Genomic DNA, 20,030 nt, shown 5'->3' with positions numbered 1-20,030 from the left:
CATCAGGCGCCGGACCGTGCCCGCCCCGCGCACGCGCTGCCTCCCGGCCACCAGCCGCGACAGCGACCGCCTGCGCCCGACTGTCCGAACGACGTATGCCCCGTGCACGGCGGACCCCGCGCCGCGCACTCGACAGTGACGGAAACCCTGTGATCACCACTTCGGGCCTGACCAAGGTCTACGAGTCGAGAGGCCGCCAGGTCACCGCCCTGGACGGCGTCGACCTCCACGTCCGCGAGGGCGAGGTCTTCGGCGTGATCGGCCAGAGCGGCGCCGGCAAGTCCTCCCTGATCCGCTGCGTCAACCTCCTGGAGCGCCCCACCTCCGGCACCGTGACCGTGGACGGCGTCGACCTCACCGCCCTCGCCGGCAAGGGCCGCCGCGCCGGCAAGGACCTGCGGCGCGCCCGCAGCAGCATCGGCATGGTCTTCCAGCACTTCAACCTGCTGTCCTCGCGCACCGTCAAGGACAACATCGAGCTCCCGCTGGAGATCCTCGGCGTCCCCGCCGCCGACCGCTCCCGCCGCGCCCTCGAACTCCTCGACCTGGTCGGACTCGCCGACAAGGCCAAGTCCTACCCCGGCCAGCTCTCCGGCGGCCAGAAGCAGCGCGTCGGCATCGCCCGCGCCCTGGCCGGCGAGCCCAAGGTCCTGCTCTCCGACGAGGCCACCAGCGCCCTCGACCCCGAGACCACCCGCTCCATCCTCCAGCTGCTGCGCGACCTCAACCGGCAGCTCGGCCTCACCGTCCTGCTCATCACGCACGAGATGGACGTCGTCAAGACGATCTGCGACTCGGCCGCGCTGATGCGGAGGGGCCGGATCGTCGAGTCCGGCACCGTCGGCGAACTGCTCGCCACCCCCGGCTCCCAGCTCGCCGCCGAGCTCTTCCCGGTCAGCGGCGCCGCCACGGCCCCCGACCGCACGGTCGTGGACGTCACCTTCCACGGCGAGACCGCCACCCAGCCGGTCATCTCGCAGCTCTCCCGTACGTACAACATCGACATCTCGATCCTCGGCGCGGCCATGGACACCGTCGGCGGCCGGCAGATCGGCCGCATGCGGATCGAGCTGCCCGGACGCTACGAGGACAACGTCGTCCCGGTCGGCTTCCTGCGCGAGCAGGGCCTCCAGGTCGAACCCGTCGAACCCGTCGACGCCGAACCGCAGGACGCCACCGCGCCCGTGCTGGTGAAGGAAGGTGCCAAGTGACCTGGTCCGAAATGCAGCCGCTCCTCCAGCAGGGCACCGTCGACACCCTCTACATGGTCCTGTGGGCCACCGTCGTCACCATCCTCGGCGGCCTCCCGCTCGGCATCCTCCTCGTCCTCACCGACAAGGGCGGACTGCTCCAGAACCGGCCGGTGAACAAGATCGTCGGCGCGATCGTGAACCTGGGCCGCTCGCTGCCCTTCATCATCCTGCTGATCGCCCTCATCCCCTTCACCACCTTCGTCGTCGGCACCTTCATCGGCCCGACCGCGATGATCGTGCCGCTCGCCATCGGCGCCATCCCCTTCTTCGCCCGGCTCGTCGAGACCGCGATCCGAGAGGTCGACCACGGACTCGTCGAGGCCGTCCAGTCCATGGGCGGCGGCATCCCCACCATCGTCCGCAAGGTCCTGCTCCCGCAGGCCCTGCCCTCGCTGGTCTCCGCCGTCACCACCACCGTGATCGTGCTCATCGGCTACTCCGCGATGGCCGGCGCGGTCGGCGGCGAGGGCCTCGGCTCCAAGGCCGTCACGTACGGATACCAGCGCTTCGACACCACCTTCATGCTGGTCACCGTCGTCGTCCTGGTCGCGATCGTCACCGTCGTCCAGCTCATCGGCGACGGCGTCGTACGCCTCCTCGCCCGCCGCGGCCGCACCGCGTAACCCGGCCCGGCCCACCCAGACTTCGTCATTCGAAGAAAGAGCCAGGACTTGTTGTCCAGGCGTCCACCGCTCCACCGGAAAGAGGCACTCTTCGTGCGCACCAACCTCAAGCTCACCGCCGGCATCGCCGCCACCGTCGCCCTGGCCCTGGGCCTCACCGCCTGCGGCACCTCCTCCGACCCGTCCTCCACCGCGAAGGACGCCGCCGGATCCGCGGACAAGCCGCTCGTCGTCGCCGCGTCCCCGACGCCGCACGCCGACATCCTCAACTTCGTCAAGGACAAGCTGGCCGCGAAGGAGGGCCTGAAGCTGGAGGTGCGCGAGTTCACGGACTACGTCCTGCCGAACACCGCCACCGAGACCGGCCAGGTCGACGCCAACTTCTTCCAGCACAAGCCGTACCTCGACGACTTCAACAAGAAGAACAACACCCACATCGTCCCGGTGGTGAACGTCCACCTGGAGCCGCTCGGCCTCTACTCCAAGAGCGCCAAGTCGCTGACGGACATCAAGGCCGGCCAGACCATCGCCGTCCCCAACGACACCACCAACGAGGGCCGCGCCCTCCACCTGCTCGCCGACAACGGGCTCATCACCCTCAAGGCGGGCGTCGGCACCGACGCCAAGCTGTCCGACATCGCCGACAAGAAGGGCCTGGAGTTCAAGGAGCTGGAGGCCGCCACCGTGCCCCGCGCCCTGAACGACGTCGACGCCGCCGTCATCAACGGCAACTACGCCATCGAGGCCAAGCTGCAGCCCGGCAAGGACTCCCTCGTCCTGGAGAAGGCGGAGGGCAACCCCTACGCCAACTTCCTCGCCGTCAAGGCGGGCAACGAGAAGGACGTCCGCGTGCAGAAGCTGGCCAAGCTGCTCAACTCGCCCGAGGTGAAGAAGTACATCGAGGACACCTACAAGGGCACGGTCATCCCCGCCTTCGGCGCGGTGAAGTAACACCCCGTCACCCGAGGGCCCGTCAGAGGGCCCCCGTAGTACGGTCCCCCACCAGAAGGCCCCGCGCGCCCCGTCCGGCGCGCGGGGCCTTCGGCTCACCCGCGCATGCGCCGCGGCAGCCCCATGCTGCATGCTGTGCGTTCACGGTCTTCACGTATGGAGCTGCAGATGACTACCACCTTCCCGTCCGTCTCCATCAACACGGACCGGTTGGTGCTGCGCCCGTACGAAGAGGCCGACATCCCCGCCTTCGTCGAGATGATGAACGACGAACTCGTGGTGGCCTGGACCTCCGTCCCGCACCCCTACACCCGTGCCCACGCCGAGGACTGGGTGCGCAGGATCGCTCCTGCGGAACGCGCGGAAGGCCGCGGCATCGTCTTCGCCGTCACCGAGTTCCTCACCCAGCGGCTCGTCGGCACGGTCCACCTCCACCGCACCGACTGGCGCACCCGCTCCGTCGAGGCCGCCTACGTGACCGCCCCCTGGGCCCGCGGCGAGGGATACGCCACCGAGTCCGTCCTCGCCGTCGCCCAGTGGCTCTTCGGCGACCGCGGCTTCGAGCGCATCGAACTGCGCGTCGCCGCCGACAACACCGCCTCCCAGCAGGTCGCCCAGAAGGTCGGCTGCATCAGCGAGGGCGTCCTGCGCAACGCGTGGATAGCGCGCGGTCAGACCGAGAGCGGCGAGTGGACCGACGTCCGCACCGACCTGATCGTCTGGAGCCTCCTCCCCGAGGACCTGGACAGCGCCGACCAGCTCGCCGAGGCCGGCTACTCCGGCTACGCCGACTGGAGCTGACCGGGAGCCTCCCGGGTAGGCTCATCCCGCCCCCGACCTGCACATACCTCCAGGGAGACAGAGACACATGGCCGACCGGGTCACGGTGATCGGCTGGGACGGCTCGCCCCTCACCTCGGCGGCCCGGTCCGCGCTGGCCGCCGCCACCCTCGTGGCCGGTGCCGCGCACCACCTCGCCCTCCCCGAAGTCCCCCCGGCCGCCGAACGCGTCCGCCTCGGCAGCGTCGACCTCGCCGCCCGCCGGATCGCCGGCCACCGCGGCACCGCCGTCGTGCTCGCCGACGGAGACCCCGGCTTCTTCGGCGTCGTCCGCACCCTGCGCGCCCCCGAGCACGGCCTGGAGGTCGAGGTCGTCCCCGCCGTCTCCTCGGTCGCCGCCGCCTTCGCCCGGGCCGGCATGCCCTGGGACGACGCCAGGATCGTCGTCGCCCACCAGCGCACCCTGCGCCGCGCCGTCAACGTCTGCCGCGCCCACCCCAAGGTCGCCGTCCTCACCTCGCCCGGCGCGGGCCCCGCCGAACTCGCCCTCCTCCTCGACGGCGTCCACCGCACCTTCGTCATCTGCGAGGAGCTCGGCACCGCGCGCGAACAGGTCAGCGTCCTCACCTCCGACAAGGCCGCCGACCACGTCTGGCGCGACCCCAACGTCGTCATCGTCATCGGCGGCGGCCCCGCCCCCGGCCGCGCCGGAGGCTGGCTCATGGGCGACGACACCCCGGCCGTACGGGGCTGGGGCCTGCCCACCGCGGAGACCGGCGGCCGGGCCGGCCAGGACCCCGCCCTGCGCGCCGCGCAACTCGCCCGCCTCGGCCCCCGCGTCGGCGACCTCGTCTGGGACATCGGCTGCGCCGAGGGCGCCTTCGCGATCGACGCCGCCCGCTTCGGCGCCGCCGTCATCGCCGTCGACGCCGACCCCGAGGCCTGCGCCCGCACCGAGGCCACCGCCCGCCGCGAGGGCGTCCTGCTCCAGGCCGTCCCCGGCCGCGCCCCGCATGTACTGGAACGCCTGCCCGAACCCGACGTCGTACGCATCGGTGGCGGGGGAGTCCCCGTCGTCACCGCCTGCACCGACCGCAGGCCCGAACGGATCGTCGCGCACGCCACCACCCGCGACGAGGCCGAGGCGATCGGCGCCGCCCTCGCCGACGGCGGCTACACCGTGGAGTGCCGGCTGCTCCAGACCGTGGGCCTCGACCCGGCCGACTGGACCGAACGCGAGCGGACCCTCGCCTTCCTGCTCAGCGGGGCCCGGGCGCACCGCTCCCCGTGATCGCGGGGCCCGCCGGGGAAGGTAGGCTGGCCGATTGTTGTACCGCACCGGGATGTTCGGCGTTTTGTTCGCCAAGGTCCCGAATCAGGGGCCGCTTTGGGCCCCTGATGTGGTACGGAGCCATGAGGGCCGCGCGACGTGGCGCAGTCCACAGCGAACCATGTCGGATCCGCCTGCCAGGATGGCCGGGGGCCGGGACAATGCATGGGTGTCCGCGCGTCCTTCGTGCCGCACGGCACGCACGCTCGTTCTTGTTGTGGCGGGCGAAGGTCTGAAGGAGCACAACCGATGGGCGAGGGGTACGCAGCATGACGGACACCGGCCAGATCCCGGGCGAGGGGCTGCCGGAGAACGCAGGCATGGTCGAGCAGCCGGGCATCCCCGCCCCGGGCGCGTACACCTTCCTGGACCCCTCCGAGCACGCAGCCGAGGACGACGACCTGCTCCTGATGCCGGGCGCCCAGGGCGCCTGGAGCGAGCTCCAGCCGGGCGTCCAGCCCGCACCGCCGGTCGCCGTGCCCGCCCCGCTCGTCGACCCGCTGACGGCCCCGCTGGACCAGGTGACCGCGACCCCGCCGCAGGGCGTCCCGCTGCCCCCGCACACCCCGGCGCACGGCGTGCCGCTGGAGCCCGGGTACGGGTACGAGCCCGGCGTCCTGGACACCGGCGCCCACGAGGCCGCCGGCCGCGACACCGGCTCCGTCGACCTCGGCGGCGTCCGCGTGCCCGCCCCGGCGGGACCGCCGCCGGCCCGCCGCCCCCTGCACATGGGCCCGCCGGTCCCCGAGGGCACCGGCCCCGCGGTCCGCTCCCTCGCCGACCGCGGCCCCGCCGCCCCGGCCCCGGTCGCCGCGACGGCGCCCGCCCCGATGCCGGTCCGCACCCAGGGCCCGCCGACGGCCGGGCTCGAATACCTGGACGTCGCCCAGGAGCAGCAGACGGCCCCGCAGGGAGCCGTCCCGTGGACCGTCCAGCCCGAAGCCGCCCTCGCGGAAGCGGTCGCCCCGCCGGCCGCCCGCTTCGTCCCGGTCGAGGGCACCGTCCCGACCACCCCGCACCTGGCCCCCACGCCTGCGGCCGAGGCGGAGGCCCCGGCGGCGGAGGCTCCGGCGCCCGAGGCCCCCGTGGAGCAGGCGGCGGTCGCGGAGCAGACGGCCGAGCAGGCCGTGGCTGAGCCGACGGTGGCTGAGCCTGTGGCGGTCGAGCCTGCGGCGGCTGAGCAGGCCGTGGCCGAGGCGCCGGTGGCCGAGCAGCCGGTGGCCGAGGCCCCGGTAGCTGACGCTCCGGTAGCTGACGCGCCGGTCGTCGAAGCTCCGGTGGCTGACGCGCCTGGCGTCGAGGCTCCGGCGGCGGAGGCCCCCGTGGCCGATGCGCCGGTCGTCGAGGCCCCGGTGGCCGACGCGCAGGTGACCGATGCGCCCGTGGCTGAGGCCCCGGTCGTCGAGGCTCCCGTGACCGATGCCGCCGTGACCGAGGCCCCGATCGTCGAGGCCCCCGTGACCGAGGCTCCCGTGACCCAGGGCCCCGTGACCGAGGGCCCCGTGACCGAGGGCCCCGTGACCGAGGGCCCCGTGACCGAGGCCGCCGTGACCGAGGCCCCCGCAGCCGAGGCCCCCGCAGCCGAGCAGCCGCTCGCTCAGGAGCCCGTCGCCGAGCAGCCCGTCCCCGTACAGCCCCCGGCCGAGCAGCCCGCCCCCGTACAGCCGGTGGTCGAGGCGTCCCTGGAGGCCCCGGCGGAGGTCATGGTCCCCGCCCCGCGTGAGCCGGAGCCGCTGCCCGTGGAGGCCGCGGAGCCCCAGGCAGAGGCGCCCGTGGCGGAGCCTCAGGTCGAGCAGCCCGCCGAGGCGGCCCCCGTAGTGGTGGCGGCCGAGGAGATCCCGGTCGTGGCCGAGGACGCCCAGGCCCCGCAGCCCGAGGCCGTCGAGGCCCCGGAGCAGCCGCAGCCGCAGACGCCCGAGCCGACGGCCCCGTCGGACGAGACCACCCCCTCGGACGACCAGGAGCCGGTCCAGGAGGGCGCCCCCGCCCCCGGCTACGACGACGCCGAGCGCGAGGCGGTCCTCCGCGTCATGCGCGAGCGCCGTGACATCCGCAACGGCTTCCGTTCGGACCCGATCCCGCACGAGGTGCTGCTCCGCGTCCTGGAGGCGGCCCACACGGCGCCCAGCGTCGGCCACTCGCAGCCCTGGGACTTCGTCGTCATCCGCAGCGCCGAGACGCGCCGCACGATGCACGAGCTCGCCGCCCACCAGCGCGAGGCGTACGCGAAGTCGCTCCCCAAGGGCCGGGCGAAGCAGTTCAAGGAACTGAAGATCGAGGCGATCCTCGACACCCCGGTCAACATCGTCGTGACCGCCGACCCGACGCGCGGCGGCCGCCACACCCTCGGCCGCTACACGCAGCCGCAGATGGCCCCGTACTCCTCGGCCCTCGCCGTCGAGAACCTGTGGCTCGCCGCCCGCGCCGAGGGCCTCGGCGTCGGCTGGGTCAGCTTCTTCGACGAGCGCGAGATGGTCCGCGCCCTCGGCCTGCCCGAGCACCTCGAAGTGGTCGCGTACCTCTGCGTCGGCTACGTCGACGAGTTCCCGGAGGAGCCGGAGCTCATGCAGGCGGGCTGGTCCAAGCGCCGCCCGCTGTCCTGGGTCGTCCACGAGGAGACGTACGGCCGCCGCGCGCTGCCCGGCGAGGAGCCGCACGACCTGCTCCAGGAGACCGTCGCCAACATCCGCCCGCTCGACGCCAAGGCGCTCGGCGAGGCGTGGGAGCGGCAGAAGCGCATGACCAAGCCCGCCGGGGCCCTGGGCATGCTGGAGATCATCTCCGCCCAGCTCTCCGGTCTCTCCCGCACCTGCCCGCCGCCGATCCCGGAGCCCGCCGCCGTGGCGATCTTCGCCGGCGACCACGGGGTGCACGCGCAGGGCGTCACGGCGTGGCCGCAGGAGGTGACCGGCCAGATGGTCGCGAACTTCCTCGGCGGCGGCGCGGTCTGCAACGCCTTCGCGAACCAGGTCGGCGCCGAGGTCTGCGTCATCGACGTGGGCGTCGCCGAGGACCTGCCCTCCACGCCGGGCCTCCTGCCCCGGAAGGTCCGTCCGGGCACGGCCGACTTCACCATCGGCCAGGCGATGACCCACGAAGAGGTCGTCGCCGCGATCGAGGTCGGCATCGAGACCGCCCGCGACCTGGTGGCCGCGGGCAACAAGGCCCTGCTGACCGGCGAGATGGGCATCGCGAACACCACCGCGTCCGCCGCCCTCATCTCGGTCTACACCGGCGTCGACCCGACCGAGGTCACCGGCCGCGGCACGGGCATCAACGACGAGATGCACGCCCGCAAGGTGGACGTGGTCCGCCGCGCCCTCGACCTCCACAATCCGGACCCGGCGGACCCGATCGGCGTCCTGGCGGCGGTCGGCGGCCTGGAGCACGCGGCGCTGGTCGGCCTGATCCTCGGCGCGGCCTCCCTGCGTACCCCGGTGATCCTGGACGGCGTCTCCACGGGAGCGGCCGCCCTGGTGGCCCGGGCCATCGCGCCCGAGTCCCTGGCGGCGTGCATCGCGGGTCACCGCAGCGCGGAGCCGGGCCACGTGGCGGCCCTGAACAAGCTGGGCCTGCGCCCGCTGGTCGACCTGGACCTGCGCCTCGGCGAGGGCACGGGCGCGCTCCTTGCCCTCCCGCTGGTCCAGAGCGCCGCGCGCGCGATGCACGAGGTGGCGACCTTCGACTCCGCGGGAGTGACGGAGAAGTAGCAGCACCCCCCCCGAGCGGCTGTCCCCCACCTGGAGCGGTGGGGGACAGCCGCTCGCGGCCCCCGGGGCGTCCCTCGCCCCGGCCGCCCGCCCACCGGCGGGACATCCGTCACAGCGTGACAAGCCCTGGTCACCGATATCGTTGGTGCCCAAACGCACCGCCCTCCGAGGAGCCGCCCGCACATGGCCGACCACGCCGACCACGCAGAGCACCCCGCCTACCCCGTCGGACTGCGCCTCAAGGGCCGCCGCGTCGTCGTGCTCGGCGGCGGCCAGGTCGCCCAGCGCAGGCTCCCGGCGCTGGTCGCCGCGGGCGCCGACGTCACGCTGATCTCCCCCTCCGCGACCCCCTCCGTCGAGGCGATGGCCGAGTCCGGCGAGATCACCTGGACCAAGCGCCGCTACGAGGACGGCGACCTCGCCGACACCTGGTACGCGCTTGTCGCCACCACCGACCCGGCCGCCAACGCCGCGGCGTCGGCGGAGGCCGAGCGCACCAGGACCTGGTGCGTCCGCTCGGACGACGCGGAGGCCGCCACCGCCTGGACCCCGGCCACCGGCCGCAGCGAGGGCGTCACCGTGGCGGTGCTCACGGGCCACGACCCGCGCCGCTCCGCCGCCGTGCGCGACGCGATCGTGGAGGGCCTGCGCGACGGCTCGCTCGCGGCGCCGACCCACCGCGCCCGCACCCCCTTCGTCGCCCTGGTCGGCGGCGGCCCCGGCGACCCGGACCTCATCACGGTGCGCGGCCGCCGGCTGCTCGCCGAGGCCGACGTGGTGATCGCCGACCGCCTCGGCCCCCGCGACCTCCTGAACGAGCTGCCGCCGCACGTCGAGGTGATAGACGCGGCGAAGATCCCGTACGGCCGTTTCATGGCCCAGGAGGCCATCAACAACGCGCTCATCGAGCACGCGAAGGCCGGAAAGTCCGTCGTACGCCTCAAGGGCGGCGACCCGTTCGTCTTCGGCCGCGGCATGGAGGAGGCCCAGGCGCTCGCCGCCGAGGGCATCGCGTGCACGGTCGTCCCGGGCATCTCCAGCTCCATCTCGGTCCCCGGCGCCGCCGGCATCCCGGTCACCCACCGGGGCGTGGCCCACGAGTTCACGGTGGTCAGCGGCCATGTGGCCCCGGACGACCCGCGCTCCCTCGTGGACTGGGCGTCCCTGGCGAAGCTCACCGGGACCCTGGTGATCCTGATGGGCGTCGACAAGATCGGAAAGATCGCCGAGGCCCTGATCGCCCACGGCAAGTCCCCGGACACCCCCCTGGCCCTCGTCCAGGAGGGCACGACCGCGACCCAGCGCCGCGTCGACGCCACCCTGGCGACGGTGGGGGAGACGGTGAAGGCTCAGGAGGTCCGCCCGCCGGCGGTGATCGTCATCGGCGACGTGGTCGGGGAGTCCCCGGACAAGCCGACCAGGTAGCGCCGCCTCCGGCGTACCACCCGTACAGCCCCCACACCCCGCACATTGGCACCACACCCCGGACAAGGCAGTATCACCCCGTGGCCGAACTCATCACGATCGACGACCCCGACGACCCCCGCCTGAGCGACTACACCGGGCTGACCGACGTGGAGCTCCGCCGCCGGCGCGAGCCCGCCGAGGGCCTGTTCATCGCCGAGGGCGAGAAGGTTATCCGCCGCGCCAAGCAGGCGGGGTACGAGATGCGGTCGATGCTGCTCTCCGCGAAGTGGGTCGACGTCATGCGGGACGTCATCGACGAGGTCCCGGCGCCCGTGTACGCGGTGCAGCCGGACCTCGCCGAGCGCGTGACCGGCTACCACGTGCACCGCGGGGCGCTCGCCTCGATGCAGCGCAAGCCGCTCCCGGACGCGACCGAGCTCCTGAGCACGGCCCGCCGGGTCGCGGTCATGGAGTCGGTCAACGACCACACCAACATCGGCGCCATCTTCCGCAGCGCCGCCGCCCTTGGCATGGACGCGGTGCTGCTCTCCCCGGACTGCGCGGACCCGCTGTACCGCCGTTCGGTGAAGGTCTCGATGGGCGCCGTGTTCTCGGTGCCGTACGCCCGCCTGGAGACCTGGCCGCGCGGCCTTGAGGCGGTCAGGGAGGCGGGCTTCAAGCTGCTCGCGCTCACGCCCGCCGACCGGGCCACCTCGATCGACGAGGCCGCCCCGCACCGGCTGGACCGGGTCGCGCTGATGCTGGGCGCGGAGGGCGAGGGCCTGTCGACGCAGGCGCTGCGCGCGGCGGACGAATGGGTCCGCATCCCGATGGCGCACGGCGTGGACTCGCTGAACGTGGGCGCCGCCGCCGCGGTCGCCTTCTACGCGGTGACGAGCGGCCGCCCGCAGTCCTGACCCTGTAGGACCGGCGTCGTAGGACCGACCGCTCAGGACCGACCGCCTAGGACCGGCCCCGGGCCCCCGGGGTCAGCTCTGTAGCGCCTGGGCGGCGGCGATCCCCAGGGCCACGACCAGCGTCACCACGACGAAGACGAAGAGCCGCTGGCGCAGCAGCCGGGGGTTGGCCGGGCGCCGCCCGGTGGACGTGTTCCGCGCACCGGGCCGCGTGCCGGGCCGGGAGTGCGGGGCGCCCGCGCGCGAGGCGGACGGACGCCCGCCGCCCGCCCGCCCCTGCGTACCGGTGGAACGCTCGGTGGCCCGGTCGGCGTGCCGCTCCCCGTGCTGCCTCTCGACACCCCGCTCGCCGGCCCGCTCGGCCGTGCGCTCGGTGTACCGCTCCGTGGGCCGCGCGGCGGGCCGCACCGCCTGGCGCTCCTCGGCCCGGTCACGGTCCCTGTCACGGTCCCTGTCCCGCTCGCGTTCCCGCTGCCCCGGCGGCCGGGGCGCCGCGGGAAGCCCCTGGGCCTCACGGGCGGCGATCTCCTTGAGCCGCATCGACAGCTGGAGGGTGCTGGGACGTTCCTCCGGATCCTTGGCGAGGCACGCCCGTACGAGCGGGGCGAGCGCGTCCGGGACGCCGTGCAGCTGGGGCTCCTCGTGCACGACCCGGTAGAGCATGACCTCGGAGCTGCCGTGCCCGAAGGGGGAGTCGCCCATGGCCGCGTACGCGAGGGTGGCACCCAGCGAGAAGACGTCCGTCGCGGGGGTGACGGCGGCGCCCCGCACCTGCTCGGGCGCGAGGAAGCCGGGGGAGCCGACGGCGGTCCCGACGTGGGTGAGGGTGCTGGCCCCGGTCGCCCAGGCGATGCCGAAGTCGATGATGCGGGGGCCCTTGGGCGACAGCAGGATGTTCGAGGGCTTCAGGTCACGGTGGACGACCCCGGCCTCGTGGACGGCGACCAGACCCTCGGAGAGCGCGGCCCCGATCGCGGCGACGTCGGCGGCCCGCAGGGAGCCCTCCTCGGCGACCCGGTCGTGCAGCGAGGGACCGGGGACGTACTGGGTGGCGAACCAGGGGCGCTCGGCCTCCAGGTCCGCGGCGACGAGCCGGGCCGTGCAGCCGCCCCGGATACGCCGGGCGGCGGACACCTCGCGGGCGAAACGGGACCGGAACTCCTGGTCCTCGGCGAGGTCGGGCCGGATGACCTTGAGCGCCACGCGCTGTCCCCGCCGGTCCGAGCCGAGATACACGACTCCCATCCCGCCGGCTCCGAGCCTGCGGTGGAGCCGGAACGACCCGACGATCCGCGGGTCCTCGCGCCGGAGCCGCATCATCGCCATGTCCGTCCCCTCGTCCGTTCGACGTGGCACAGCTTACGTACCCCCGCCCCGGTGCGCTCACAGGCCGCGCCCTCGCGGCCGCATCGATTGTCAGTGCTGGAGGGGACACTTGAGGGTCGGTCAGTCGTGGGAGTCATCAACACCCGCTCCTATCACAACAGTTGGGAGGAGGTCCCGACGCCGCCCCGGAACGTCCGCCGGGACGTGAGGGAGGTCACGCGACCCCTCCGGGAAGACCCTGACCAGGGGGAGACGGCCTCCACCCAGGGGAGTACGCCGAGTGGACGGGCGTCATCCTCCCGGAGGCCTGGAAGTCGGTACGCGGGCATGACGTCCGGGGCCTCCCCGCTGCCTAGTGTTGAGGTCAAGCGGCGGGTGCAGCACTCGTCCCCCGAGGTCACCGCACCCGCCGCGTCAGACACGACAGGAGAGGAACCATGGCGTACCCGGCACCGCGGATGACCCCCCGCCCTTCCAGCCACCGTCACCCCTTGGTGGCGACCGCCATGGTCCTCCCTCTCGCGGCCCTGCTCGTAGTCGTCTTCGGCGGCTGGGACGCGGTGGTCACTCAGGCGTCGTCCGTGGGCGTGATGCTGGGGCGCTGAGCGGCGCCTCGGACCCGGGAGAGCGGCCCGGGTCGGGGACATCCGGCCGGAAACCCCGTGGGGACGGGGGTGCGGCGGACGGCAGCGTGTGGCCGGTCAGCTGGGGAGCTGACCGGCCCTCGCGCTTTCCCGCGACCGATCAGGGACAGATCAGGGACAGGTCGGGTTCTGATCGGGGTTGTCTAGGCTCCTCCTCGTGGAGGAGACCGTTCTCGTACAGCTGCACGCCCTCGCCCGCGCCGCCGCGCACCCGGGGGCGCCTTCCGGGTGCCCGTGCGCCGTTGCAGTGCTCGCCGACCGCGACGACGGCACGGTCGTACGGCACGGGCGTCTGGTCCTGAAGTCGCACGCGCCCGGTGGCGAGACGGAGGCGCTCCGGGCGCGGGTCGGGGTCGCGGGCCTGCCCGCCCTGGCCGAGGTGCTCCTCCCGCCGCTGCCGAACCCCCGCGCGGCGCTCGACGGGCGCGTGCTGACCGCCTGGCCGTACGGCGTCCCCGTCGACCCGGAGGATCCCGGCGCGGCCCCTTGGGAGGAGGCGGGCCGCCTCCTCGCGCTGCTGCACCGGACCCCGCCCCCGCCCGGCCTCCCGCCGATGCGCGCCCCGCTGAAGGCGGCCCTGGCCGTCGACCGCATGCGCCGGGCCGCCCCGGACCACCCGGCCACGGCCACGGTCCTCGCCGCCTGGCGCACCCTGGCCCCGCAGGACGGCCCGCCGCCCGGACCCCTGGCCCTGTGCCACGGCGACTTCCACCTGGGTCAGCTGGTCCGCGCTCCCCACTGGCGCCTGATCGACGTCGACGACCTGGGCGTCGGCGACCCGGCCTGGGACCTGGCCCGCCCCGCGGCCTGGTTCGCGGCGGGGCTGCTGCCGCCGGAGGTCTGGTCACGCTTCCTGGGCGCGTACGAGGAGGCCGGCGGTCCGGCCACCGGGGGCCTGGGCGGTCCGGGCGGCGATCCGTGGGCCCGGCTTGACGTCCCGGCCCGGGCCCTGACCGTGCAGACCGCGGCCCTTTCGCTCGCGAAGTCGACCGCCGAGGGGCGCCCGCTGGACGAGGTGGAGCAGGTGATGATCGACACCTGCGCCCGAATCGCCTCGCTCCGAACCGAGTTGGCTCCGCCGGCGTCCTCGTAGGGTGAGAGCACCATCCGAACGGCAGGGAGTTGAGCCGAGCATGCAGTGTCCCAAGTGCCACGCGCCCATGCACACGTACAACCGCAACGGTGTCCAGATCGAGCAGTGCAGCGGCTGCCGCGGCATATTCCTGGACTACGGCGAGCTGGAGGCCCTGACCCGCCTGGAGTCGCAGTGGGTGCAGCAGGCCCCGCCCCCGCAGGCCTACCCGGCGCAGCCCGCCGCTCCCGCCTGGGGCGCCCCGCAGCACGGCGGTCACGGTGGTCACCACGGCGGCCACCACGGGGGTCACCACCGCGGGTTCGGCCGGATGCTCTTCTCGTCCTGATCCTCCTGGACGCGAGCTCGGCCCCTGAGTCCCACTCAGGGGCCCAGCGGGCACGCCCGGGTGACACGAAGAAGCCCCGTCCGCGAGCTGAGGACGGGGCTTCTTCCGATGGTGCGCGATACTGGGATTGAACCAGTGACCTCTTCCGTGTCAGGGAAGCGCTCTCCCGCTGAGCTAATCGCGCGGGACGGTCAGGATCGTACAGGACGAACCCGGACCTATCGTACTGCGTGCGCGATACTGGGATTGAACCAGTGACCTCTTCCGTGTCAGGGAAGCGCTCTCCCGCTGAGCTAATCGCGCGGGTGATCCGAAGATCCAGGACCCGAAGGTCCAGTGGACGATACTGGGATTGAACCAGTGACCCCTTCCGTGTCAGGGAAGTGCTCTCCCGCTGAGCTAATCGTCCTTGGAGGTGGAGACGGGATTTGAACCCGTGTAGACGGCTTTGCAGGCCGTTGCCTCGCCTCTCGGCCACTCCACCAGGAGTGAATACAGGGGTTCGGGAAGATCCCCCACATCGAGCGGACGACGAGATTCGAACTCGCGACCCTCACCTTGGCAAGGTGATGCTCTACCAACTGAGCCACGTCCGCTTGTCTTTTCCGTTTCGCTTGCGCGTCCCGGCGACGTGTTGAACTCTAGCGGATTCCTGGGCCAGTACAAAAACGCGTTTCCGCAGCGTGCTGACCTGCGCCCCCGCCGAGGGGTCCGGAAGCGTTCGTACGGCGTTCACTCCACGTGTCCCCGAGGTGGCAGCCGGCGGCCCCTCGGGCCGGTGCGCCCTCCTCACTTGTCCGCCCCCGCGGGGGCGCCCCTCGCGCGCCTAGACTCGCAACCGTGCACCCCCTCGCTCCCATGGCCCGCTTCGGCGGCCTCCTCGCCACCGACCTGCGGGACGTCACCCGTGACCCCGAGGCCCTGGACTCCTCCGGCTTCTGGGCCGTCTGCGCGGACTTCGAGGGCCGTCTCACCTGCGCCCGCTTCGGCGACGTGCGGCCCGACCCGGTCCCCGCGCCCGTCCCGGGCGCCTGGCGCGGGCCCGCGGCCGACGACTGGACGTCCTCCCTCGACCGCGCCGCGTACACGGCGGGCGTGCGCCGCGTGCGCGAGCACATCGCGCGCGGGGAGGTGTACCAGGCGAACCTCTGCCGGGTGATGTCCGCGCCGCTGCCCGATCCGGCCCTGGCCGACGTGGACGCGCTCACCGCCCTCCTCGCCCGCGGCAACCCGGCCCCCTACGCGGGGACGATCCGGCTGCCGGCGCACGGGGTGGAGATCGCCACCGCGTCCCCCGAGCTCTTCCTGCGCCGCGAGGGCGCCCTGGTGACCTCCGGGCCGATCAAGGGCACCGGCCGCACCGCCGACGACCTGCTCCCGAAGGACTACGCGGAGAACGTGATGATCGTCGACCTGGTCCGCAACGACCTGGGACGCGTCTGCGAGACCGGCAGCGTCACCGTGCCCGCCCTGTGCGCCGTCGAGGAGCACCCCGGCCTGGTGCACCTGGTCTCCACCGTCAGCGGTCTGCTGCGCGAGGACGCGGGCTGGTCCGGGCTGCTGGCCGCCACGTTCCCGCCCGGGTCCGTCACGGGCGCGCCCAAGTCCAGCGCCCTGCGGATCATCGAGGCGCTGGAGACCGTGCCGCGCGGCCCCTACTGCGGCGGCATCGGCTGGGTGGACGCGGACGCGGGCACCGCCGAGCTCGCCGTCGGCATACGCACCTTCTGGATCGACCGGCCCGAGGGCGTCCTCCGCTTCGGCACCGGCGCCGGCATCACCTGGGGCTCGGACCCCGAGGGCGAGTGGGCGGAGACCGAGCTGAAGGCCTCGCGGCTGGTCGCGATAGCGTCGGGCGCGTACGAGGCGAGTGGAAAGGCCATATCTCGATGAAACTCTGGGTCAACGGCGCACTGCACGATGCCGAGACCGCGCGGGTGTCCGTCCTGGACCACGGCCTGACCGTGGGCGACGGCATCTTCGAGACGGTCAAGGCGGAGCGTGGCGAAACGTTTGCTCTCACCCTCCACCTGGAGCGGCTCACCCGCTCCGCGCGCGGCCTCGGGCTGCCCGACCCGGACCTCGACGAGGTCCGCCGGGCCTGCGCCGCCGTCCTGGAGGCCAACCCGATGGAGCTCGGCCGGCTCCGCATCACGTACACCGGCGGTCTCTCCCCGCTCGGCTCCGAGCGCGGCGACGCGGGCGCCAGCCTCGTCGTGGCCCTCGGCGAGACGGGCCGACGCCCGGACTCCACCGCGGTGATCACCGTCCCGTGGACGCGCAACGAACGCGGCGCGGTCACGGGCCTGAAGACCACCTCGTACGCGGAGAACGTCGTGGCGCTCGCCAGGGCGCGCGAGGCGGGGGCCTCGGAGGCGCTCTTCGGCAACACCGTCGGGCAGCTCTGCGAGGGCACCGGCTCCAACGTCTTCGTGGTGATCGACGGCCGCGTCCACACCCCGCCGGTCTCCTCCGGCTGCCTCGCGGGCATCACGCGCGCGCTCGCCGTGGAGTGGACCGGGGCGGTGGAGACGGATCTCCCGCTGGAGGTGCTGGAGAGCGCCGAGGAGATCTTCCTGACCTCGACCCTGCGCGACGTCCAGGCCGTCCACCGGGTCGACGGCCGGGAGCTCGCCGGGGCGCCGGGGCCGGTCACCGCCAAGGCCATGCGGGTCTGGGACGAGCGGGCCGCCCAGGACCGCGATCCGCGACTCGGTTAGCGGCGGGCGCGGAAATCAGGATGACGGGTGGCCGTCCAGTGGGTACAACACCCGTGATGACCACCACCCTGCGGCCGTCCGAGCCGCTCCAGCACTCCGCCGACGGCGGCCGTTCGCGTGCCTACGACATCTGCGTGAACAGCCGCCGGGTCGGCTCCGTCCGCCTCGCCACCGACGCGGCCTTCGGCGGGTCCATGGGCGTGATCGAGGACCTCGTGGTCGACGAGCGGGACCGGGGCAGGGGCCGGGGCACGGTGGCGGCGCTCGCCTCGGAGGAGGTGCTGCGCGGCTGGGGCTGCGGCGAGGTGCGGATCTCGGTGCCCATGGAGTCGGCGCCCGCGCGGCGGATGGCGGACGCCCTCGGGTACACCGAACGCAGCCGCAACATGATCAAGGACCTCTCCGCGGGGCCGCCGGAGCTGCCGGCGGGCTTCACGTTCCGGCCGGTCACCGAGGCGGAGTTCGCCGAGTGGCAGGAGCGGTCGCTGGCCGCCTTCGCGCAGAGCTGGATCGACCGGGGCATGGCGGAGGAGCTGGCCCGCGCCAAGGCCGAGGACAGCCGTCGCAGATTCCTCCCGCAGGGCCTGGCGACCCCCGGCGTCTCCGTGGTCGTCGCCCTGCGGGACGCGGACGTCGTGGGCTGTCTCTGGACCGGCGACATCGAGCTGGAGCCGGGGGAGCGGGTGGGCTACGTCTTCGAGGTCGAGGTCGCCGAAGGGCAGCGCGGCAAGGGGTACGGCCGCGGCCTGATGCTGCTGGCCGAGCGCGTGTCGCTGGCCGCCGGGGAGCGCCTGCTCGGACTGCACGTCTTCACGGGCAACACCCCGGCGATCCGGCTCTACGAGTCGCTGGGCTACCGCACGACCCACCTCAACAGCGCCAAGACGCTGCGGTAGGCCGCGAGGGGAGGGCTCAGCCCTTCAGGAGGCGGTCCGCGATCTCCTCGATGCGCTCGCGCAGGCCGTCCTGGCTCTGGCCGCCGTCGAGCCGCTCACCGTCGATCACATAGGTCGGGGTGCCGGTGACCTTGATCGCCTTGCCCTCGGCCTCGTCGGCGTCGACCGTCAGCAGGTGCCGGCCGTCGATCAGGGCGGTGTCGAACTCCTCGGCGTCCAGGCCCAGTTCGCCGGCCACCTCCAGGAGCACGGGCTCGCCGCGCTCGCCGAGCTCCTCGGCCCTGGCCAGCAGCGCCTCGGCGTACTCCCGGCCCTTGCCCTGGTCGGTGGCCTCCTCGACGGCCTGGGCGGCGGCGTACGCGTGCTTGTGCTTGGCCAGCGGGAAGTGGCGCAGGCGGACGTCGAGGCGCTCGCCGTACTTCTCGCGCAGCGCGCGCATGTCGTCGAGGGCCTTGAAGCAGTCGGGGCACTGCAGGTCGATCCAGGCGTCCAGGACGACGGGGGAGACGGGGGTGGTGGACTCACTCATGAGGAGAGTCTCCCATCCGCCCTTCCCTGGGGGACGACCCGGAGATCTCCCTGATCCGGGGGCCGGGGCATGGCCGGAAGGGGCGGGGACGGTGCAGGATGGAAGGGACGTATCACCCGGGATCTGGAGGATCGCATGCTCGCCGAGACCATCTGCTCCGCGGTGTCCGTGGCGGGCCTGGGCATCGCCGCGGTCACGGCGTACCGCAAGCGGTTCCTCAAGGCGGCCCGGATCGCCGCCTACTCGCTCGTGCCGCTGGGCCTGGTGATGACCGGAGCCGTGGCCTGGCTCGCGGACACGGCCTTCAGCCCGACCGCCTGGGCCGGCTTCGGAGTGCTCGGCGGGGCATGGCTGCTCCTCTCGACCACGCGAGCGGTCGAGCGGCGCCGGGCCGGGCGCGGGGAGGCCGGCCGGGGCGAGGCCCCGGAGGCCGTGGCGCCCCGGGCGTCCGCGCCCTCGCTCGGCGCCGGACAGCGCGCGGCGGCCCCCAGGCCGCAGGCCAAGCCGGCCGACGAGGACTTCAGCGACATCGAGGCGATTCTGAAGAAGCACGGAATATGACCGGGATCCGACGGTGATCTGACCGCTTCTGGCGGTTCTCGTTCCCGGCATCCACGGGATGGGGTGAACGGGCCCTGCCGTGGGGTGTGTTGCGTGATCTTCGGGGGCGGCCGTGCGCCATCATCCCCCCGAGATGCTGGATACCTCGCGGGACCCCGCCCCCGCCCCCACGCCCACGGCGAGCGCCCCGGAGGCCCCGGAGGAGCCGAGAGGCTGCCTGTTCGCGCTCTCCCAGCCGCCGCTGATGATCTTCCTCGCGGTGATCGGCGCCCTGCTGCTGATGGCCGCCCTCCACGATCTGTTCCTGCTGTGAGCCCGGCGGTGCGGCCGGACCCGGGCGGGCTCAGCCCGCGGCTTCCTTGCGGCGCGCCCGGTAGGCGGCGACATGGAGGCGGTTTCCGCAGGTGCGGCTGTCGCAGTAGCGGCGGGAGCGGTTGCGGGAGAGGTCGACGAAGGCCCGGCCGCAGTCCGGTGCCTCGCAGCGGCGCAGCCGCTCCTGCTCGCCCGCCACGACGATGAAGGCGAGCGCCATGCCGCAGTCGGCGGCCAGATGGTCGGAGACCGAGGCGCCGGGCGCGAAGTAGTGCACGTGCCAGTCGTAGCCGTCGTGGTCGGTGAGCTGCGGGGTCGTGCCCGCGGAGGCGACCAGCTGGTTGATCAGGGAGGCCGCGATCCGGGCGTCCGGCGCGGAGAAGACGGCGGTGAAGCGGTCGCGCACATCGCGCACGGCCCGCAGGTCCCCGGCTCCGAGCTCGCCCACGTCGCTGATCTTGTGGGCGCGCACGAAGGTCCGCAGCGCCGGGAGGTCGTCGAGTTCGTCGTCACGGTCGCCCTGCGGCGCGGTGTTCATCAGATCGACGACGGTGTCGAGCGCGATCCGGGTGTCGTGGGGGATGAGCACGCTTCGCTCCCTGGCCGGCTGCGGGCGGGCGCCCGCGAATTGCGCTGACTCTAGCGCGACC

Annotated in this window: 18 protein-coding genes and 5 tRNA genes; 15 read left to right on the top strand and 8 right to left on the bottom strand. The window is 73.5% G+C overall.

Going from position 1 to position 20,030, the window contains the following annotated elements; genetic code table 11:
- Positions 1–149: 149 nt before the first annotated feature.
- The 8 genes from ABTZ54_RS13980 to ABTZ54_RS13945 all read left to right on the top strand — a co-directional run bounded on the left by ABTZ54_RS13980 (position 150) and on the right by ABTZ54_RS13945 (position 10,971).
- Positions 150–1,211 (top strand): methionine ABC transporter ATP-binding protein, encoded by a 1,062-nt coding sequence (locus ABTZ54_RS13980; protein ID WP_351661733.1) that lies wholly within the window; start codon positions 150–152, stop codon positions 1,209–1,211.
- Entirely contained in the window at positions 1,208–1,876 is a 669-nt protein-coding gene (locus ABTZ54_RS13975) for a methionine ABC transporter permease (protein WP_351661731.1), read from the top strand. Before ABTZ54_RS13980 ends, ABTZ54_RS13975 begins: the two co-directional genes overlap by 4 nt.
- Positions 1,877–1,969: 93 nt before the next feature.
- Positions 1,970–2,827: a MetQ/NlpA family ABC transporter substrate-binding protein gene (locus ABTZ54_RS13970; protein WP_351661728.1), complete on the top strand. Its 858-nt coding sequence runs from the start codon at positions 1,970–1,972 to the stop codon at positions 2,825–2,827.
- Positions 2,828–2,995: 168 nt separating this feature from the next.
- On the top strand, positions 2,996–3,628 hold the full coding sequence (locus tag ABTZ54_RS13965) for a GNAT family N-acetyltransferase (protein WP_351661726.1): 633 nt from the start codon (positions 2,996–2,998) through the stop codon (positions 3,626–3,628).
- Positions 3,629–3,695: 67 nt separating this feature from the next.
- Positions 3,696–4,898: a precorrin-6y C5,15-methyltransferase (decarboxylating) subunit CbiE gene (gene cbiE, locus ABTZ54_RS13960; RefSeq protein WP_351661723.1), complete on the top strand. Its 1,203-nt coding sequence runs from the start codon at positions 3,696–3,698 to the stop codon at positions 4,896–4,898.
- 308 nt (positions 4,899–5,206) lie between these two features.
- Complete coding sequence (cobT, locus tag ABTZ54_RS13955; RefSeq protein ID WP_351661721.1) at positions 5,207–8,647, top strand: nicotinate-nucleotide--dimethylbenzimidazole phosphoribosyltransferase; 3,441 nt, start codon at positions 5,207–5,209, stop codon at positions 8,645–8,647.
- Between the two features lie 183 nt (positions 8,648–8,830).
- Positions 8,831–10,072 (top strand): uroporphyrinogen-III C-methyltransferase, encoded by a 1,242-nt coding sequence (gene cobA, locus ABTZ54_RS13950; protein ID WP_351661718.1) that lies wholly within the window; start codon positions 8,831–8,833, stop codon positions 10,070–10,072.
- Between the two features lie 80 nt (positions 10,073–10,152).
- Entirely contained in the window at positions 10,153–10,971 is an 819-nt protein-coding gene (locus ABTZ54_RS13945) for a TrmH family RNA methyltransferase (protein ID WP_351661715.1), read from the top strand.
- A 72-nt stretch (positions 10,972–11,043) separates the two neighbouring features.
- On the opposite strand, the gene ABTZ54_RS13940 is transcribed toward ABTZ54_RS13945, so the two are convergent.
- Entirely contained in the window at positions 11,044–12,297 is a 1,254-nt protein-coding gene (locus ABTZ54_RS13940) for a serine/threonine-protein kinase (protein ID WP_351661713.1), read from the bottom strand.
- Positions 12,298–13,098: 801 nt separating this feature from the next.
- Between ABTZ54_RS13940 and ABTZ54_RS13935 the strand changes: the two genes are divergently transcribed.
- Positions 13,099–14,034, top strand: coding sequence for a phosphotransferase family protein (locus ABTZ54_RS13935; RefSeq protein ID WP_351661710.1), 936 nt, complete (start codon positions 13,099–13,101; stop codon positions 14,032–14,034).
- Between the two features lie 40 nt (positions 14,035–14,074).
- Positions 14,075–14,362 carry a TFIIB-type zinc ribbon-containing protein gene (locus ABTZ54_RS13930; protein ID WP_351661708.1) on the top strand — a complete coding sequence of 96 codons (288 nt, stop codon included), beginning with the start codon at positions 14,075–14,077 and terminating at the stop codon, positions 14,360–14,362.
- A 109-nt stretch (positions 14,363–14,471) separates the two neighbouring features.
- On the opposite strand, the gene ABTZ54_RS13925 is transcribed toward ABTZ54_RS13930, so the two are convergent.
- The 5 genes from ABTZ54_RS13925 to ABTZ54_RS13905 form a co-directional block, all read right to left on the bottom strand.
- Positions 14,472–14,546: transfer RNA gene (locus ABTZ54_RS13925), tRNA-Val, on the bottom strand.
- A gap of 47 nt (positions 14,547–14,593) precedes the next feature.
- Positions 14,594–14,665: transfer RNA gene (locus tag ABTZ54_RS13920), tRNA-Val, on the bottom strand.
- Between the two features lie 34 nt (positions 14,666–14,699).
- Positions 14,700–14,771 (bottom strand) — tRNA-Val (locus ABTZ54_RS13915).
- Position 14,772: 1 nt separating this feature from the next.
- A tRNA-Cys gene (locus tag ABTZ54_RS13910) sits at positions 14,773–14,846 on the bottom strand.
- Positions 14,847–14,885: 39 nt separating this feature from the next.
- Positions 14,886–14,958: transfer RNA gene (locus tag ABTZ54_RS13905), tRNA-Gly, on the bottom strand.
- Positions 14,959–15,202: 244 nt separating this feature from the next.
- On the opposite strand from ABTZ54_RS13905, the gene ABTZ54_RS13900 reads away from it, so the two are divergent.
- Genes ABTZ54_RS13900 through ABTZ54_RS13890 form a run of 3 tightly spaced genes read left to right on the top strand, consistent with a single transcriptional unit; the run spans position 15,203 to position 17,978 of the window.
- On the top strand, positions 15,203–16,255 hold the full coding sequence (locus ABTZ54_RS13900) for a chorismate-binding protein (RefSeq protein WP_351661705.1): 1,053 nt from the start codon (positions 15,203–15,205) through the stop codon (positions 16,253–16,255).
- Entirely contained in the window at positions 16,252–17,082 is an 831-nt protein-coding gene (locus ABTZ54_RS13895; protein ID WP_351661702.1) for an aminotransferase class IV, read from the top strand. Before ABTZ54_RS13900 ends, ABTZ54_RS13895 begins: the two co-directional genes overlap by 4 nt.
- Positions 17,083–17,138: 56 nt before the next feature.
- Entirely contained in the window at positions 17,139–17,978 is an 840-nt protein-coding gene (locus ABTZ54_RS13890) for a GNAT family N-acetyltransferase (protein ID WP_351661699.1), read from the top strand.
- A 16-nt stretch (positions 17,979–17,994) separates the two neighbouring features.
- Here the strand turns inward: ABTZ54_RS13890 and ABTZ54_RS13885 are convergent, their stop codons facing one another.
- Positions 17,995–18,507 (bottom strand): DsbA family protein, encoded by a 513-nt coding sequence (locus ABTZ54_RS13885; RefSeq protein ID WP_351661696.1) that lies wholly within the window; start codon positions 18,505–18,507, stop codon positions 17,995–17,997.
- Positions 18,508–18,642: 135 nt separating this feature from the next.
- Between ABTZ54_RS13885 and ABTZ54_RS13880 the strand changes: the two genes are divergently transcribed.
- On the top strand, positions 18,643–19,068 hold the full coding sequence (locus tag ABTZ54_RS13880) for a hypothetical protein (protein ID WP_351661693.1): 426 nt from the start codon (positions 18,643–18,645) through the stop codon (positions 19,066–19,068).
- 133 nt (positions 19,069–19,201) lie between these two features.
- Positions 19,202–19,381: a hypothetical protein gene (locus ABTZ54_RS13875; RefSeq protein WP_351661691.1), complete on the top strand. Its 180-nt coding sequence runs from the start codon at positions 19,202–19,204 to the stop codon at positions 19,379–19,381.
- Between the two features lie 30 nt (positions 19,382–19,411).
- Here ABTZ54_RS13875 and ABTZ54_RS13870 read toward each other — a convergent pair whose 3' ends face one another.
- Positions 19,412–19,969 (bottom strand): CGNR zinc finger domain-containing protein, encoded by a 558-nt coding sequence (locus tag ABTZ54_RS13870; protein ID WP_351661688.1) that lies wholly within the window; start codon positions 19,967–19,969, stop codon positions 19,412–19,414.
- Between the last annotated feature and the right edge of the window lie 61 nt (positions 19,970–20,030).

The sequence above is a fragment of the Streptomyces sp. NPDC094032 genome (assembly GCF_040303965.1).
Classification (GTDB): domain Bacteria; phylum Actinomycetota; class Actinomycetes; order Streptomycetales; family Streptomycetaceae; genus Streptomyces.
This window is presented reverse-complemented; position numbering and strand designations above follow the sequence as displayed.